We start from the raw sequence: 17,229 nt of genomic DNA, 5'->3' as shown, positions 1-17,229 counted from the left end.
AAAAAACGCCCCAACCGAAAACTCGGTGGGGCGTTGATTCTATTACCAAGATTTACTTGGAACGACTGGCACGCTTCCGCTCGTGTTCTTTCAGGAACTTCTTGCGAATACGAATAAAGTTTGGCGTCACTTCAACCAGTTCATCATCATCAATGAACTCCAGAGCCTGTTCCAGAGAATGACGAACCGGCGGAGTCAGAATGATGTTCTCATCAGTACCCGCTGCACGAACGTTGGTCAACTGTTTGGCTTTGGTTGGGTTTACCGTCAGGTCATTATCACGGCTGTGTAACCCAATAATCTGGCCTTCATAAACATCAACGTTAGGGTTGATGAACAAACGGCCACGCTCCTGCAGTGTAAACAGGGAGTAGGCCAGTACCTTACCATTAGCCATGGAGATCATCGCACCGTTATTACGCTGACCAACCTCACCGCCTTTCACCTCACCATAATGGTCAAAGATAGAGGTCAGAATACCGCTACCGGAAGTAAGAGTCAGAAACTGTGAACGGAAACCGATCAGACCACGAGCAGGCATGATGAAATCAAGGCGTACGCGACCCTTGCCGTCTGGTACCATATCTTTCAATTCGGCACGACGCTGGCCCAGCTCTTCCATTACAGAGCCCTGGTGTGGTTCTTCAATATCCACCACCACATGCTCGAATGGCTCCTGCTTAACACCATCAATCTCCTTCACCACAACCTGAGGGCGGGAAACAGCCAGCTCAAAGCCTTCGCGACGCATGGTTTCAATCAATACCGACAGGTGAAGTTCACCACGACCGGAAACCTTGAATTTATCCGCATCGTCACCGGGCTCAACACGCAGTGCAACGTTATGGATCAGCTCACGATCAAGACGCTCACGGATATTTCGGGAGGTTACAAACTTACCGTCTTGGCCAGCAAACGGAGAGTCATTCACCTGGAAAGTCATGCTGACCGTTGGCTCATCCACCGTCAGCGGAGGGAGCATTTCCGGACGCTCAGGATCACACAGCGTGTCAGAAATATTCAGCTGATCGATACCGGTAATGCAGACAATGTCACCAGCACGGGCTTCTTCAACTTCAACACGCTCCAGACCCAGATGGCCCATAACCTTCTGGATTTTAGTCTTGCGCTGTTTATTTTCCATATCCACCAGCACGATCTGCTGGCCCGGTTTCAGCGTACCGCGGGAGATACGACCGATTCCGATAACACCGACATAGCTGTTGTAATCCAGGGCACTGATCTGCATCTGGAAAGGACCATCAACATCCACGGAAGGTGCAGGCACACGCTCAGTGATCATTTCAAACAGCGGTGTCATATCTTCTGCCAGGTCATCAGGATCGTGACCGGCAACACCATTCAGGGCTGACGCATAAATAACCGGGAAGTCCAGCTGCTCATCAGTGGCACCCAGACGATCAAAGAGATCAAACACCTGATCCATAACCCAGTCAGGACGGGCACCCGGACGGTCAACCTTGTTGATAACAACAATAGGATTCAGGCCCTGTTCAAATGCCTTCTGGGTAACGAAGCGAGTCTGTGGCATCGGTCCATCAACCGCATCCACCAGCAGCAGAACCGAATCAACCATGGAGAGTACGCGCTCAACTTCACCACCGAAGTCAGCGTGCCCTGGGGTATCAACGATGTTGATATGGAAATCGCGCCACTCAATTGCCGTATTCTTGGCCAGGATGGTAATGCCGCGCTCCTTTTCCTGGTCGTTGGAATCCATGATACGCTCAGCGCCCTGGTCCTTTCGACCCAGAGTACCGGACTGTTGTAGCAACTTGTCCACGAGCGTAGTCTTACCGTGGTCAACGTGGGCAATAATGGCGATGTTCCGCAGTTTTTCGATCACTGTGTCATTCTCTCAATTCATCCTCCTGCGACGAAAACGGAGTCCGTTTTCGAACCTGTAAGAAATCCAGGGGGATTTATCCGTTTATCGGGGCTTAGGCTCTGTTGACATAAGGCTGTCAAGCTCAGCTCAAGCCATAACGTTCAAGGCAAGGCACAAGAACGCAGGAATACTAATGTATTTCAAGTTCTTGCAACGCATCCGTGAGCGTTATGGCTTGAACCCAAAGGGTGGTCCTTAAAGCTGCTTTCCAACTTCGTTAAGCTGGTTTGATGCAGAACCACTACACCTTCACCAGCTCGCCTTATGGAAAACAGCGTTATGGACCACTGAGCAACTCAGCCTTATGCCAACAGAACCTTGCCACAGACTAGCCTAAAGCCTCATTTTTTGGGGAGGTTGTGTGGCCAAGGCTAATCGCTGTTATCTATAAAAAAGGGCGCAATAGTACCCTATCCCCGCCAAAACCCCTACGCCAGAATGTACTAATTAGATAACTTTTTTACGCAATCGGACCAACACATCTGCTATTTTACATGCATTTCTTCCGAAAACGCTGCGTAAAAAGGCTTTTTAAACCACTGGATACACTGTTATCCTCGCGGGTTCATTTTTATTTCGGCCTTGAACCGGATAACGACCCTATATCATGTCAGAACAGAAACCTTTTACCAGTGGCTCTGGCAGTACTGGCAGCCTGCAGATCTACATTCGACTGCTGACCTATGTAAAACCCTACACCGGGTACTTTGCGCTGAGCCTGCTGGGCTTGGCGATATTTGCACTGACCCAGCCCGCTTTCGCCAAACTGCTTGAATACTTTGTTCAGGCGCTGGAAGGCGAGGAAGTAACCCTTCTACAGAACTGGGCATGGCTATCCAACTCAGGTATATCCTCTCTCTGGCTGATTCCTGCACTGATGATCATTATTGCCATCGTCCGGGGTATCGGCTCCTACCTGGGTAACTACTATATATCCAAAGTAGCGAACTACGTTATCCATGACCTGAGAACCGAGATGTTTGATCGAATGATCAACCTCCCAAACTCATACTTTGATAACAACAGTTCCGGTCACCTGATTGCCCGCATTACCTACAACGTCAGCCTTGTCACTTCCGCAGCAACGGATGCCATCCGGGTCGCTGTCAGGGAAGGCCTGACGGTTGTTTTTCTCTTGGGCTTCCTGTTTTACACCAGCTGGCAAATGACCCTGATTTTTATTGCAGCACTGCCGGTAATAGCACTGGTCGTCTCCTATGCCAGCAAGCGGTTCCGTCGGATCAGCAGGAACATTCAAAACTCCATGGGTGACCTGACCCATGTGACGTCTGAAACCATCAATGGTTACCGTGAAGTCAGAGGGTTTGGTGGTGAAGAGTACGAAGGCGACCGTTTCCGGTCCTCCAGTGCTGCCAATACTCGCCAGAATCTGAAGCTGGCTAAGGCGGGCTCTGTACACACCCCGGTTCTACAGTTCATCGTCTCTATCGCCCTGGCCCTGCTGCTGTTTATGGTTTTGTTTGTTAAAGGTGACTCAACCACAGCCACACTGGTTGGTTATGTCACTGCGGCTGCACTGCTACCAAAGCCGATCCGCCAGCTCAGTGAAGTGAATGCCAATATTCAGAAGGGTATTGCTGCCGCGGAAAGCATTTTCGAAATGGTGGATGAGATACCTGAAGCCAACAATGGCCAGTACACCTGTGACCGGGTAAAAGGCTGCGTCGAATTCAAACAGGTTGGCTTTACCTATGCGGGCGCTGATTCACCAGCTCTGAATGAAATCAGCTTTACCATTGAGCCCGGACAAACCTTTGCCCTGGTGGGTCGCTCGGGATCTGGTAAAACGACGTTGGCCAATCTGGTACCAAGATTTTATAACCATACCGAAGGTGACATTCTTATTGATGGAATTCCTCTCAATGACTTTGAGTTGAGAAACCTGCGCAGTCATATCGCCCTGGTTAGCCAGAACATCACCCTGTTCAATGATACCGTAGCCAGAAATATTGCTTATGGAGCTCTGGGGGATACTGCTGATGAGGAAGATATCCGCCTGGCCGCAGAAGCTGCCCACGCTACCGAATTTATCAAAGATATGTCTGATGGCATTCATACCATTGTGGGTGAAGACGGTGTTCTCCTTTCAGGCGGCCAACGACAACGCCTGGCTATTGCCAGAGCAGTCCTGAAAGACGCTCCGATCCTTATCCTGGATGAGGCAACTTCAGCGCTGGATACTGAATCCGAACGTCATATTCAGGCAGCACTGGATGATATTATGAAAGGCCGCACTACGCTGGTTATCGCACACCGCCTCTCCACCATAGAAAATGCGGACTGCATTCTCGTGATGGAACATGGACGAATTATCGAGCGGGGCAGCCACTCAGAACTGCTGGCTAAAGGTGAGCATTACGCCAAACTTCACAAAATGCAGTTTCAGGATGAAGCACCGGTAACCGTGGAGCAGGTACCTGCCTGAGTAATCCACCACTCAAGAGTTAAGCAACAAATCACGTGCCATAACTGGCTAATCTGTGAATAATGTCCTTAGGGGAAAATAACTAAGGACATTTTCGTGCAGGCTTCCAAGAAAAGGTTTTTCTTCTTTGCCCTTGGCATAGGGGTGCTTATCTTTATTCTGGCTCTGGCTAACCGGCAATCCCCCCCGCTTAACCCCTCAACTGACCGCGCAGTACCTGTTCAGGCCAAAGCCATTGAGCAGAAGGCGATCGCACCTCTTATATCTGGCTTTGGTCGTGTACAGCCCAAAGTGGAATGGAAAGCCGTTGCAGAGACCAGTGGAAAGATCATTTACCGTCATCCCGACTTGGAAAAAGGCAGAGTCATCAAGGCCGGTGAAACCCTGCTGAAAATAGACCCTCTTGATTATGAGTTACAACTTGCCAGGGCTCAGGCCGAGTTGAACTCCAGCAAAGCTCAACTGGCCAGATTGAACCTTGAAGAACAAAACCTGAAAGCGTCACTGGACATTGAGGAAAAACGGCTTTCACTAATTGAAAAAGAGCTGGTTCGCAAAGAGAACCTCCTCAAGAAAAACGTGATTTCAAAATCCGACGTTGATCAACAGCGACTCAGTTTTCTCTCTCAACAAAGTCAGGTACTGAGCCTGAAAAACCAGCTGGCACTGATTCCGGACAACCGCAGCACCAGTGAAGCCCAGGTCAAAGTGAACGAATCCAGACTGGAAGAGGCCCGGCGCCAGTTAAGTAAGACAACCATTACCCTGCCATTTATCGCCCGTGTTGCCAGTGTGGATTTTGAAGTCGGTGAAGCGATAAATCCCCAACAGCAACTGGCACTGCTATACGGCATCAGCCAGATGGAAGTTGAAGCCCAGGTACCATTGCACGACATTAAAACATTGCTGAGTACCATTACCTTTGATTCCGGAAATATCACTGACTACTCCAGAATCCGGCCGGACCAGTTCAATCTAAAAGCCAAGGTCCAAGTCAGCAGCGGTAACTATCGGGCTGAGCGGGAAGCCCGTGTCGTGAGGATCAGTGAAACCATTGACCCCAACCAAGGGACGGTTGGCGTTATTCTCGAGGTCGAACAGGATATACGGACAATGCTCAACAGCAACCAGGTTCCGCTTTCTAACGGCCTGTTTGTTGAAGCCATGATTGAAGGGCTTGCAAAACCTCAGTTACTGGTACCTGAGGCCGCCCTGCATGGCAATACGCTCTATCGAATCAGTGAGCAGCAAACCCTGAACAAAGTGGATGTTCAGGTTCTGTTCCGCAGGGATGGCCTTGCCGCCATTGATGGCGCCGTTGAACAAGACGACATGATAGTCACAACCGACCTGATTCCAGCTATTGATGGCATGAAGCTCAAACTGGCAGGCAATCATCCAGAAGAGAAGAGTAAAACAGCGGAGGCCAGTCAGTGATCCGCTATTTTATCAAACACCCAACGGCAGCCAACTTAATGATGGCCGCGCTGCTGATTGCTGGTTTTTTATCGCTGCCAGACATCAAGCGGGAGACCTTTCCAGAATTTTCACCCAGCTATATCTCAGCCACCGTCGCATACCCCGGAGCAACGCCGGAAGAGGTGGAAGAAAGCCTCTGCCTTCGAATGGAAGACGCCATTGATGGCCTGAGCCATATAGAAGAGTCTAAATGCCAGGCGCAGGAAGGCAGTGCCTCTTTAAACATAAAACTCGATAATAGCGCCGATATTGGCCGGATGCTGGTTGATGTTCAAACCCAGATCAATGCCATTAACGACTTCCCCAGCGAGATCGAGTCTCCTGTTGTCCAGGAACTGGATTGGAATGAACGGGTTGTCGATGTCGCCATTACTGCAAATACCAGCCTGCCTGACCTGAAAGCCTATGCAGAAGACGTCAGAAAAAGAATGAAAGTAGATGCAGGACTTCAGCTGGTAGCACTGCACAACTTCTCAGATCATCAACTAAGGGTAGAGCTCAGGGAGTCCAGTCTGCGACAACTGGGCCTGACGGTCAGTGATATCGCCAGCAAACTGGCCCGGCAAAACATCAAACTTCCCAGCGGCAATATTGAAACCCGGGACAAAAACCTGCTTATTCGATTCGATGAACGCAAAGTAACCCCTGAAAGACTGGGCCAAACCATTATTGCATCATCGACTTCTGGTGGCGTGATACGCCTTGCGGATATTGCCACTATCACAGATCGATTTGAGCTGGATGAAAACCGTATCCACTTTAATGGTCAGCCAGCAGCCATATTGACCATCAGCAAAAACAAGGCTGATGACGCCCTGCGGGTAAAGAGTGTAGTTGAGAATTTTGTCCAACAGGAGCAGACCAGGGCACCGGATGGTATTACCCTGACCATGACCAATGATCTCTCTTCCGTCCTTTGGGATCGCCTGACCATGATGGTACGAAATGGTTGGCAGGGTATTCTGCTGGTGTTTGGGGTGATGTGGCTGTTTTTTTCGTTGCGCTACTCATTCTGGGTAGCCGCAGGTCTGCCCGTGGCGTTCCTGGGTAGCATCATGCTGATGGCACAACTGGGTCTCTCCATTAACATCATCTCCCTGGTTGCCCTGCTGATGGCCATCGGGATTATGATGGATGACGCCATTGTGATTTCAGAGTCCATCGCCGCTCACCTTGACCGTGGAATGGAAGTGGACGACGCCGTATTAGCTGGCGTTAAAAAGGTGCTGCCCGGCGTTGTATCCTCCTACCTGACTACCATCTGTATCTTCGGCAGCCTGTTGTTTCTGGAAGGGCAGATGGGCTCGGTATTAAAAGTCATTCCCCAGGTATTGATTCTGGTACTGACACTGAGCCTGATTGAAGCGTTTCTGATTCTGCCCCACCATCTGGCTCACTCTCTGCACAGAAGCGCAGAGAAAAATAACAAAGAACGCCCGGTACTTGCCTTTAAACAACGTTTTCTTGAACAGTTCGAACAGTTTAGAACCGGCAAGCTGGTCAATATGGTCAGCAAGGTAATTGAGTGGCGTTACCTGTTTATGGGCAGTGTGTTATCTCTGCTATTGATTTCCATCTCTCTTATCACCAGCGGTGCTATTTATTTCATTGGCTTTCCGGAAGTGGATGGTGACCAGGCCGAGGTAAGAATCATTCTCCCCCCGGGCGCCACCCTACAGCAAACCTCATCCTTAGTAGAAACGGTGGTTGCCAGCGCGGAAAAACTCAACCGTCAGTTATCCAGTAACAATGAAGATGGACACCCACTGGTAGAAAACATAACACAGCGCTATAACTTCAATCCCGATGCCAGTGAAAAAGGCCCTCACATTGCCACGGTAAAAGTTGATCTGCGCTCCGCAGAATCCAGAAATACCCTGCTGGATGACTTTCTGGACGCTTGGCGGGAAGATGTTGGCGAACTGCCCGGCCCCATCGCCATGACCTTTACCATGGGCTCCATAGGCCCTTCAGGAAGAGCCATTGAAATCCGCGCACAGCATCAAGACCTGGAAACCCTGAAAGCGGCATCCCTGGATATTCAATCTTTCCTGGGGAATTTCGACGGTGTCAGTAACCTGATGGATGACATGCGTCGTGGAAAAGAGGAAGTGGTGATCAAACTGCGCCCGGGGGCAGAAAGCTTTGGGATTGATGGCCAGCTGATTGCCAGCCAGCTCCGTGCTGCCTATTTCGGCCAGACGGCAGATGAAATACAGGTCGGCTCTGAAAATCTGGAAGTACAGGTACAACTGGATAGTCAGGATATCAATCAGCTGGATGACCTGATAAACCTGCCCATTATCCTGCCTGACGGCAGTCAGGTTCCCCTGGCAACCATCACAACACTGACTTATGAACGGAACTTCGTTCGTATTCAGCGCATCAATGGCCTGCGAACGCTGACCATCACCGGCGATATCGATCAGAAAAAAGCCAGTGCCAGCCAGATTAATCGAAAACTGCGACAGGAACTTTTACCAGAGTTGAAGCAAAACTACCCGGGCATTCGTTTTGGCTTTGAGGGTGAAGTCAAAGAGAACGCCAAAACCAGCAACTCCATGAGCAAAGGATTTATTCTCGGACTCTTTGGTATCTTTGCCATTCTGAGTTTCCAGTTCCGCAGCTACTTTGAGCCCTTTGTGGTGATGCTTGCTATTCCACTGGCATTAGTCGGAGTGATCTGGGGACATTTCCTGCTGGGGTATTCGCTGAGCATGCCAAGCATTATGGGCTTTGTCTCTCTGGCCGGTATTGTTGTTAATGACTCAATCTTGCTAGTGCAATATATCCGGCATCACATTGATGCAGGGGAGACAGTCCATAAGGCTGCGGTTCTTGCCAGCCGAGATCGCTTCCGGGCGGTCTTTCTCACATCGGTAACGACCGCTGTCGGTTTGTTACCCCTGTTATTAGAGCGCAGCCTGCAGGCTCAGGTGGTTCAACCGCTGGTTATTTCCATTGTCTTTGGGATATTTGCTTCCACACTGATGGTGCTTTTTGTGATCCCTACGGCGTATGCCATTCTTGCTGACTTTGGGATGATCAGAAAGAAGTCTGAATAATGGTCTTGTTGATGGAACTTTATTATCTGCATCTAATCAAATGATTGAGCAAATATATACCACATCAAAGTAGGTTTCAGCCCAGTCAGATGCAGGCAGTTAACAGCGACCCTTTTTATCTTTTGCCACAATGGGATCTAAAGGCAAAAGAGTTAATCCAAGGGAAAATGGGTGATAAGTCAGTTGTGGTTCTGGCAAGTGCTCCATGCGAGCTACGGTTAGAAGAACAATGTCAGGCTGGACATAGCATGCATCAGAGAAGAGGGAAAAAGCAACGCAGATTCCGACTCCACACTACAAGAAGTATCCCACCAACCGTTAACATTCACCCTGTACTGAACAAGGCAATGGAAACTATTGGTAACCTGGAATCGAAACACACATGCCTCAGACCTACGAACAAGGCACTATTTTCTAAGCAAACAGAACCGACATTTACCCCCAAAAAGCTGACAGAACAGACTGCACTACTGCTTGACTCCGATGCAGGTATTATTGAAACCCTGCGCGTCGAGGTTGACCTGTTCAAGTTCGGCCCTAGTGAGTTAGTAGACAAGAAGAGAACACTTATCGAATCATGTAGCCAGCATATCAGGGACCTATTTAACCTGCGATAAAGCAGAAGGTCCTATAGAACAAAGGCACAAGATGGCCAGAGAACGTATCCAGCTTTTACAGACAATATTCCCTGAGTTTCTGAAAACCCCTCCTCCTCGGGATCCAGCAGTAGTACAAACAACACCAGAAATAACAGCTTATTTCCGTACAGAAATGGAGTCACTTGAGGGCAGGCACTGGGAGATATTTCACCCAAAAGAGCCTCCACCACCTGTTGAAGAACCGCTACAACTTATGGAATGGGTTAAGAAAGAACTGGCCAAAGAAAAGCTGAAAAGCAATAGAGTTTCACCGGATATATCGACAGTCAATGGCCAGCTAGCCAAGCTTAACCAACATATCATCCAATTGATTAAAGAAAATAATCTACAAGAACTGAATACCGGTGACAGAAGATCAATTGTTAAGATTCATGATGAGATCGGCGAGCAAATCAAAACAGATCCCGACTATAAGTATTTCCGCCTCACTCTGGCAAAAATAACACCAGCAGTAGAAGAACTTAGGGTTAAAGATGGAAGCTCCTGGCGTCCTGCACAAGAACAGCCAACCTCATCGGTAAAAGGACACTCTCCTCATTCCGCCACTGCTGCAGCCACCTTACCCTCTGCATACAACGAAGACGACCTGACTCTTCAGGGGGCTGAAGGTTTCAGTCCTGAAGCCTACGCCTCAACAAAACAGCAAGAGAGTGGAGACTCAAATATCATTACAGAAGTAAAAGAGCTGCTTGCACTGGCAATAAAGGAGTTCAATGAGAACCAGCCTGACGATGAAAAAAGAATAAGCGTATCAGCCTGTGTACAGGCTTTAACATACTCAATTAAAGAGCAGGGAAGGACACTCACGATAGAGGCAATTGAAGAATTAGTGGGATCAGTAGAGGCCTCCATAAAAGAAGAGCCCAATATAAAAGCGATGATGACTCCGCTTCTTAATGCCCTATATGACACCTTTGCTGCTCTTCTCATGTCAACAGCATCAATTACAGAATAAGCCCCCCCCCACCCCCTAATTGTCAAATAAAGTCCCAGGCAGGTTTCACTTATATATTTCATCCAAGTATCTCGAAGCTTCTACAAAATCAAACAGCTGTTTATTGCTAAGCAGCGAAGCTACATTGAGCATGTTGAATCCCCTTTTTGGTCTGAAGCGGAAAATACCCCCTTATTGCCAAAGCCATCTAACACATGGAAGACAAGTGAAAAAATGGACAATTCTTTCGCCTGTACAAACCCACGGTTACTAAATTGATAAGTATCCAGTAATCACCACGGAATCTGAAAAGAAGTACTGAGTGCATATTAAAAAGATCTGACTATGCTGATAGATTCACAAAACGATCATTGGAGCACAGCATGTATCAGATACCCTATAAAACCGCTCTGGTGACCGGCGCCTCCAGCGGCATAGGGGCCAGTGTTGTAAAGGCGTTAACTGATCAAGGGATTACTGTTTATGCACTGGCAAGGAGGGCCGATCGACTCAACAGCCTAGCTGAACAAACCGGTGTAATTCCCGTGGTTCTTGATATCTGTGATACCGATAAGCTCTATCGACAGCTGACGGGTCTGGAAGTGGATATACTGGTCAGTAATGCAGGTCTGGGTTGAGCACACGCCGCTCCATAAAGTTTCCCGAGATGAAGTTGCTATAGCAATGAATACCAATCTGCTGGCTACCATGCATCTGATCAATATTATTGCTCCGGGTATGGAAGCTCGCAGTAAAGGTCATATAATTCACATTGGTTCTATTGCTGGGCTCTATCCTTTGTTTTCATCTGTCCATGATATCTGCAAAGGTGGTATTCATATGATATACCAGAACCTCAGGTTGGAAGTGAAAGTCCCACCTACGTCTTTCCTGAAATTGCAAACTTGATTTTAACATTAAGGCTTCAACGCGTTAGCGTCCCTCCACAGATCCTCAACCCCCTCAACACCAAGACGTTTACAGGCTTTTAAACCTTCCACAGCCTTATCTAAATAAATAGACGGAGGTAAATCAGGATGTAGTCGAGACTGTTCTAAATAATACTCACCGACGGCCAACTGAGCTGCAACATAAAGCTCTTTAATATGCTCATTTTTTTTTACAAATCCCTCAATCCTCCTCACCAAACCAACCAAACTCGAATAATTTTCAGGCGTCTCCTCTCCTCCTCTGACGGATTCCAAAAGTTGAGCAACTAATTTCAAATTTCCTCTGCATTGTTTAAGTTCATGAGGATCAGTACAACCAATAATTTCATCAAATTTATACTCTATTTTTTTCTTTTGCGTTACTTCACGCCATACTTCTTCAGTCAACTCTAGCCCAACATTCTCAAGCGCTTCTAGCAAGTTATCATGAATGCCCTCCAATCCAACGCACTTACAGGCTCTACAAACTTCCATTACCTTGCCCAAATACATGTCGGGATGATGTTTGGCTTGTACCACATAAAACTTACCTATTTCAAACTGAGCCGCACCATAGAGCGCCCTCGCATGTTCACTAACTTTTACAAAGCCCTCTATATTTCTTGATAAGTCACCCAACGATAAATAGTTATCTGCTTTAGCATTTCCTTCTCTTACTATCCGCAAAAAATGAACGATCTCTTTAAGGTGTGTTCCATATATTTCAAGCCTCTTTAGCTCAGCATAGCTTTCAGCAATTTTATTTTTTTCATCAACCAACCTTTCTCTATTTGATTTTTGTTCTTTCTCAAGGTTTTCCAATACTACTGTTATTCCCTGTTCCAGTCTTTTATATAATTGAAACCGCTCTTTATCACTCCCAACAAAGCTGGCCACTTCTTTGTGAACTGGATATTCCAAGTCGAACTTCCTTTTTTCTACTTGTTCTTTATAGTCTTCTTGCATCAAATGCCAATCCCGCATACAAAATGTAAATGCCTCAACAGCCGAACTAGCGTATCGATCTGGAAAACAACGAGATTTTTCACAATAAAAAGATCCAACCAGCTGAAATGTTTTAAGGCACAGTGTCCTTAGCTTCAGGTTACCAGAATTTACCGAATAAATACTTTTTGCACAATTAAATAAGTTATCTAAGACCTCTAGAGATTCAGGGCCCTCTTCCAGTTTTTTCATCCAAAAATTAATTTCTTCTATATCTGCTCTGTCGACTTTTAAATAAGCAACCTCATCAAGCAATCGATGATACATCTCAACTTGTGACTGCATTGGCTCAGCATAAACTTGCCCACTCCAGTGCAATCGTTTTTGTGCTACCAGACCTATCTCTATTGCCTGATGAGAGTGATAAGTTCTTCTAGTATCAATATGTACTTCAATACCCCCCTCTACCACTCGCTCCCCTTTAAAAAACTCACTATTTCTGGCTGCTAAAGTCCTGCCATTCTCCTCCATTTCTTTCACTTTTCTTTTACTAATATCGAGTTGTTCGCTACACATATTTTCAGCACAGTCAACATGATAAAATCGTCCAGCTATTCTGCCATCCCATAATCTAATTTTCCGGCTAAAACCATCACCCTCATTAACTCCACAGGAGGTGCACAGTGGTTTCATTGAGATTTCAGCATCGGTTGCCGGCTTAAACTGCACACTGGCAGGTTTTGTAAAATACATTGGTGAGCTTGCAGATAGATTAGCCATTAGAAAACAATCTCAAAGTCCATTCAAATAAATAAAAAAGTTAAAGAACAATAATAGAAGAGCCGAGTTAAAAAGAAATCTGACCTTAAAACAACGCAATGAAAAGAATCATTTCTGAATACAAAAAGTTTGCCCTGAAAGGTAATGTACTGGATATGGCCATCGGTATCGTGGTCGGCGGTGCCTTTGCAACCATCACGTCAAGTCTGGTCAGCAATATCATTGCGCCTGTTTTTGGACTGCTGACCAGCGGTGTCGATCTGGCAGACCTGTTTCTGGTTCTTAAGGAAGGCAGTGAAGGCTCTCCTTATGTCACCCTTCAGGATGCCAATCAGGACGGTGCTGTCACTTTGAGTTATGGGTTACTACTGAACAGTATTATCAGCTTCCTTATCGTTTCCTGGTTCGCCTTTCTGATGGTTAAAGGTATAAACCACCTCCGCCAGGACGAAGAAAAGGCTGAAGACGTAAAGGAAGGGAAGCAAACCAAACAGTGTGATCATTGCTTTAGCCAGGTTCATAAAGACGCTACCCGATGCGCTTTTTGTACATCTACCCTTACTAAAGATAATGTCTAGATTTTCCAGTCAGGTGGGCGGATGAAAGAAAATCCGCATAAAGCCTGATGATTACATTACTCCCCCGCGTTACTTACGCAGTAAAAACCATCTATGATAAAATGCCGCCTTTGCCATGAAACAGCCGTACTGTTTTTAGAAAAGGTTAAACAAGCAACTCAAGGTGTACCTGTGTGCTACTCAGTCTTTTCAAAAAATACCCGTCAACTGACTTGAGGGTGGTTATCGCACGGCTGTGATATGGTAAGAAACTGTCATTAAGCTGACTGGACATCATTGATGAAACTGACTATCCCCCGTTTTGATCTGGCCAAAGTTCTTGTCATTGGCGATATCATGCTGGATCGATACTGGCATGGTGCCACTTCCCGGATTTCACCGGAAGCTCCGGTACCTGTAGTCAAAGTTGGGCAGATAGAAGACCGCCCTGGCGGAGCTGGCAACGTCGCACTCAATATTGCAACGCTGGGTGCACCTGCATGGGTTATTGGGGCAACCGGTGATGATGAAGCAGCAGATGCGCTCCAGACCCGCCTCGAAGCCGCAGGTATTTATTGCAGTTTTGCACGAATTCCCGGTGTTCCAACCATCACCAAGTTACGTGTTATTTCTCAGCATCAGCAATTGATTCGTCTGGACCATGAAGAAGCCTTTGATGGTCTGAGCCCTGATGTTATTGAAGAGAAAGCAATACAGCTGATCCAGAACCTGGGCGCTATTGTACTTTCAGATTATGGAAAAGGGACGCTTCAGGGTTGCCAGCAACTGATTCGTCTTGCACGATCTCACAATATTCCGGTTCTGGTTGACCCAAAAGGCACCAGTTTCGAGAGGTATCGCGGCGCCACAGTAATCACCCCCAATCTAAAAGAGTTCGAAACCATTGTTGGTCCCTGCCGCAGTGAGGAAGAACTGGTTAGCAAGGGTCAGCAATTATTAAAAGATCTGGAGCTTGGAGCACTGCTTATCACTCGCAGTGAGCATGGCATGACGCTGATTCGTCAAAATGAACCTGAAGTCCACTTCCCTGCAAGAGCCAGAGAAGTATTTGATGTCACTGGCGCAGGGGATACGGTCATTTCCGTTCTTGCAGCCTCATTAGCAGCCGGTTGCGGGATGCCTCAAGCTGCAGGTCTGGCCAATATTGCTGCGGGCATTGTTGTGGCCAAATTAGGTACCGCCAGTGTTTCCATGCCGGAACTGAGACGTGAAGTTAATCGCGAGCTTGGTGCTGAGCGTGGTGCAGTTTCTCCGGAACAATTGATGGTTGCGGTTGAAGATGCCCGTGCACACGGTGAAAAAGTCGTATTTACCAATGGCTGCTTTGATATTCTCCATGCCGGTCATGTGGGCTACCTTGAGCAGGCTCGCAAACAAGGCGACCGCCTTATCCTTGCAATCAATGGTGATGAATCAGTCACTCGGCTGAAGGGTGAAGGCCGCCCGATTAATCCAGTTGATCGTCGAATGGCGGTTCTGGCAGGTTTGGAAGCTGTCGACTGGGTCGTCAGTTTTGATGAGGACACGCCGGAAGATCTGATTCGAACTATCAAGCCTGATGTTCTGGTCAAAGGTGGCGACTACTCTCTGGATCAAGTCGTTGGTGCGCCTATTGTTCACGAATACGGTGGTGAAGTAAAAGTATTGGCCTTCCTGGACAACTGCTCAACGACAGCCATTGTGGATAAAATCCGCGATGAAAAGGAAGCACAGCCCGCCTGATTATCACGCCCCTTTTTGAAGGCCTGCTACATCTCGTTATGCAGGTCCTCGTCTCTTCTACTATCCTAGGGGGCGTTACCAACTGGACATACAACCAGCCACCCATGATTTGCGTCAGACTAGGCACGAGCTGCGCAGTGTGGTTGTCCACATGAGCAGCGAGCAACGCGGTATGGCGCAAATCATGGGTGGTCCTTCGGGTTGGTCATACAAGCACTCATGCCGCGTTGAACGTCTTGAACAGGGAACTACCATGTCCTGCGCCGTTCACCTTTATGCCCTTTGGGTATTGCCTAAGTGCTTGTATGACCAACTGGTTGTATGGCCAGTTGATAACGCCCCCTAACCATTCAAACAAAAAGTACACATTAACTGGACTTAGTAAGGGTCGATATATCTATCAACCCTTGCTTGAGAAAATACCCGTGCCGGCACGATGGATCGCTTCCCTGATTTTGATGGGAACAACATTATCAACTTATGGGCTTCAAGCAGATCAATACTGTTTGGATAACCAGCTCTCCAGCGCATACTCTGCCGTCGCGAGTAATGTCGGTATAGGTATTACCATTGAGAGAAATGAGAAAACCGTTTTTCCTGTCAATGGAAAACCCATGAATTTGAAGCGTGGTCAGAAGTGGTGTCGTAATATCAAGCCGGAAGAACAGCTGATCATTCATGAGTCCCGCTTCTTTAAAAAGTGGAGTTTCAGAAAAGCCTTCCCAGCCTCATTATTAAAAGGAATTCGTGTTGAGTTTGGCAAATCCGGACGAATCAGCGAACTCTATGGAATCAATCTTGTTCAGGATTTTGATGCTAACGACCAGTTTCCACAACCCAATCAATGGATGACTGAACTCTATAAAAATAGTGATACGCCTCTTAATCAAATCTGTATTCCGGGCACACATGACAGTGGCAGCTACGACATTACGACCTTCTCAGAAGAAGATCCTTACATGTGGGAAAGCTTGAAGAAACTATTTGACTATTATGCTGAGAGCTATCTATTCACACCATTTAAAGAACTGGTTCGGTGGTGGGCAGTCACCCAAGGGCTAAACACTTATCAGCAATTATCCGCAGGTATTCGCTATCTTGATATACGCCCCAGAAAAATAAATGGCCAGCTGGTAACCGTTCATGGTCTTGCAGGTGCGTCAATTGCTGATATCGTCATTGATATCAGGCGATTTCTAAATGAAAATCCGAGAGAAATCATCATGTTTCATATCCATCAACCCTTTGGAATGACGCAGGATGATATTGATGAGTTATTTCAGGTTTTATTTGAAAACTTTGGTAGTAGCATTGCTCCTGCAAGCATATTACCCTCAACCAGTATCCAGCAGTTCCAGAACAGCGGATATCAGGTTATTGTCGTGTCAACGCTTCATTCTCCGGTATTCTCGGGATGGTCGACAACCGAAACCCTGACCAGTCTGTGGCATAATAAAAACCGTCCTTACCCGTTACTGGAAAGCATTGTCAGTAATCTTGAGCATCGGAACAACAATCAACTTCATATTACACAGATGACAATGACAGAAAGTCCGAGTGATCTAAAACAGGGTGCGATACCCGGGCAGCCCTCCAGCCTGCGAGCATTTGCCAGAACACTGCGTTATCCATCTGGTTTTTTACGGTACGCTGCAAATGCTGCCCGTACAAACAGCAACAGGGTGAATATAGTGACTGTGGACTTTCCGGAGGATGACTATATTTATTCAGCCTGTATGCGTGAGAATATAATGAATATATCTCATCAATCTTTCTGACTGGA

General features: G+C 47.2%; 12 protein-coding genes. 10 read left to right on the top strand and 2 right to left on the bottom strand.

Going from position 1 to position 17,229, the window contains the following annotated elements:
* Nucleotides 1-52 precede the first annotated feature (52 nt).
* Nucleotides 53-1,867: a translational GTPase TypA gene (gene typA / locus GV64_RS07605; protein WP_020580695.1), complete on the bottom strand. Its 1,815-nt coding sequence runs from the start codon at nucleotides 1,865-1,867 to the stop codon at nucleotides 53-55.
* Nucleotides 1,868-2,516: 649 nt separating this feature from the next.
* Here typA and msbA point away from each other — a divergent pair.
* The 6 genes from msbA (at nucleotide 2,517) to GV64_RS26095 (ending at nucleotide 11,401) form a co-directional block, all read left to right on the top strand.
* Nucleotides 2,517-4,355 carry a lipid A export permease/ATP-binding protein MsbA gene (gene msbA / locus GV64_RS07600; RefSeq protein ID WP_020580696.1) on the top strand — a complete coding sequence of 613 codons (1,839 nt, stop codon included), beginning with the start codon at nucleotides 2,517-2,519 and terminating at the stop codon, nucleotides 4,353-4,355.
* Nucleotides 4,356-4,451: 96 nt separating this feature from the next.
* Nucleotides 4,452-5,792 carry an efflux RND transporter periplasmic adaptor subunit gene (locus tag GV64_RS07595; RefSeq protein ID WP_020580697.1) on the top strand — a complete coding sequence of 447 codons (1,341 nt, stop codon included), beginning with the start codon at nucleotides 4,452-4,454 and terminating at the stop codon, nucleotides 5,790-5,792.
* Nucleotides 5,789-8,899 carry an efflux RND transporter permease subunit gene (locus GV64_RS07590; protein ID WP_020580698.1) on the top strand — a complete coding sequence of 1,037 codons (3,111 nt, stop codon included), beginning with the start codon at nucleotides 5,789-5,791 and terminating at the stop codon, nucleotides 8,897-8,899. The genes GV64_RS07595 and GV64_RS07590 overlap by 4 nt, the downstream gene beginning before the upstream one ends.
* 648 nt (nucleotides 8,900-9,547) lie before the next feature.
* Nucleotides 9,548-10,513, top strand: a complete 966-nt coding sequence (locus tag GV64_RS07580) for a hypothetical protein (RefSeq protein WP_020580700.1) — start codon at nucleotides 9,548-9,550, stop codon at nucleotides 10,511-10,513.
* 362 nt (nucleotides 10,514-10,875) lie between these two features.
* Nucleotides 10,876-11,130 carry an SDR family oxidoreductase gene (locus GV64_RS26100; RefSeq protein ID WP_020580701.1) on the top strand — a complete coding sequence of 85 codons (255 nt, stop codon included), beginning with the start codon at nucleotides 10,876-10,878 and terminating at the stop codon, nucleotides 11,128-11,130.
* On the top strand, nucleotides 11,114-11,401 hold the full coding sequence (locus GV64_RS26095; protein WP_020580702.1) for an SDR family NAD(P)-dependent oxidoreductase: 288 nt from the start codon (nucleotides 11,114-11,116) through the stop codon (nucleotides 11,399-11,401). Before GV64_RS26100 ends, GV64_RS26095 begins: the two co-directional genes overlap by 17 nt.
* An 8-nt stretch (nucleotides 11,402-11,409) precedes the next feature.
* Here the strand turns inward: GV64_RS26095 and GV64_RS07570 are convergent, their stop codons facing one another.
* Complete coding sequence (locus GV64_RS07570) at nucleotides 11,410-13,146, bottom strand: hypothetical protein (protein ID WP_152553963.1); 1,737 nt, start codon at nucleotides 13,144-13,146, stop codon at nucleotides 11,410-11,412.
* A gap of 98 nt (nucleotides 13,147-13,244) precedes the next feature.
* Here GV64_RS07570 and mscL point away from each other — a divergent pair, with 98 nt between their 5' ends.
* The 4 genes from mscL (at nucleotide 13,245) to GV64_RS07555 (ending at nucleotide 17,224) form a co-directional block, all read left to right on the top strand.
* Nucleotides 13,245-13,724, top strand: a complete 480-nt coding sequence (gene mscL, locus GV64_RS07565) for a large conductance mechanosensitive channel protein MscL (RefSeq protein ID WP_020580704.1) — start codon at nucleotides 13,245-13,247, stop codon at nucleotides 13,722-13,724.
* A gap of 279 nt (nucleotides 13,725-14,003) precedes the next feature.
* Nucleotides 14,004-15,446: a bifunctional D-glycero-beta-D-manno-heptose-7-phosphate kinase/D-glycero-beta-D-manno-heptose 1-phosphate adenylyltransferase HldE gene (hldE, locus tag GV64_RS07560; RefSeq protein ID WP_020580705.1), complete on the top strand. Its 1,443-nt coding sequence runs from the start codon at nucleotides 14,004-14,006 to the stop codon at nucleotides 15,444-15,446.
* Nucleotides 15,447-15,597: 151 nt separating this feature from the next.
* A complete protein-coding gene (locus GV64_RS24650; RefSeq protein WP_152553962.1) occupies nucleotides 15,598-15,792 on the top strand; it encodes a hypothetical protein in 195 nt (64 codons plus the stop codon).
* A 79-nt stretch (nucleotides 15,793-15,871) separates the two neighbouring features.
* Nucleotides 15,872-17,224 carry a phosphatidylinositol-specific phospholipase C domain-containing protein gene (locus tag GV64_RS07555; RefSeq protein ID WP_152553961.1) on the top strand — a complete coding sequence of 451 codons (1,353 nt, stop codon included), beginning with the start codon at nucleotides 15,872-15,874 and terminating at the stop codon, nucleotides 17,222-17,224.
* The last annotated feature ends 5 nt before the right edge of the window (nucleotides 17,225-17,229 follow it).

It is taken from the genome of Endozoicomonas elysicola (assembly GCF_000710775.1).
GTDB lineage: Bacteria > Pseudomonadota > Gammaproteobacteria > Pseudomonadales > Endozoicomonadaceae > Endozoicomonas > Endozoicomonas elysicola.
This window is presented reverse-complemented; position numbering and strand designations above follow the sequence as displayed.

What these genes read in the sequence shown, in the direction of transcription:
- GV64_RS07570 (WP_152553963.1), bottom strand. Translation starts at nt 13,146, where the DNA reads ATGGCTAATCTATCTGCAAGCTCACCAATGTATTTTACAAAACCTGCC.
- hldE (WP_020580705.1), top strand. Translation starts at nt 14,004, where the DNA reads ATGAAACTGACTATCCCCCGTTTTGATCTGGCCAAAGTTCTTGTCATT.
- GV64_RS26095 (WP_020580702.1), top strand. Translation starts at nt 11,114, where the DNA reads ATGCAGGTCTGGGTTGAGCACACGCCGCTCCATAAAGTTTCCCGAGAT.
- mscL (WP_020580704.1), top strand. Translation starts at nt 13,245, where the DNA reads ATGAAAAGAATCATTTCTGAATACAAAAAGTTTGCCCTGAAAGGTAAT.
- GV64_RS24650 (WP_152553962.1), top strand. Translation starts at nt 15,598, where the DNA reads ATGAGCAGCGAGCAACGCGGTATGGCGCAAATCATGGGTGGTCCTTCG.
- msbA (WP_020580696.1), top strand. Translation starts at nt 2,517, where the DNA reads ATGTCAGAACAGAAACCTTTTACCAGTGGCTCTGGCAGTACTGGCAGC.
- GV64_RS26100 (WP_020580701.1), top strand. Translation starts at nt 10,876, where the DNA reads ATGTATCAGATACCCTATAAAACCGCTCTGGTGACCGGCGCCTCCAGC.
- GV64_RS07580 (WP_020580700.1), top strand. Translation starts at nt 9,548, where the DNA reads ATGGCCAGAGAACGTATCCAGCTTTTACAGACAATATTCCCTGAGTTT.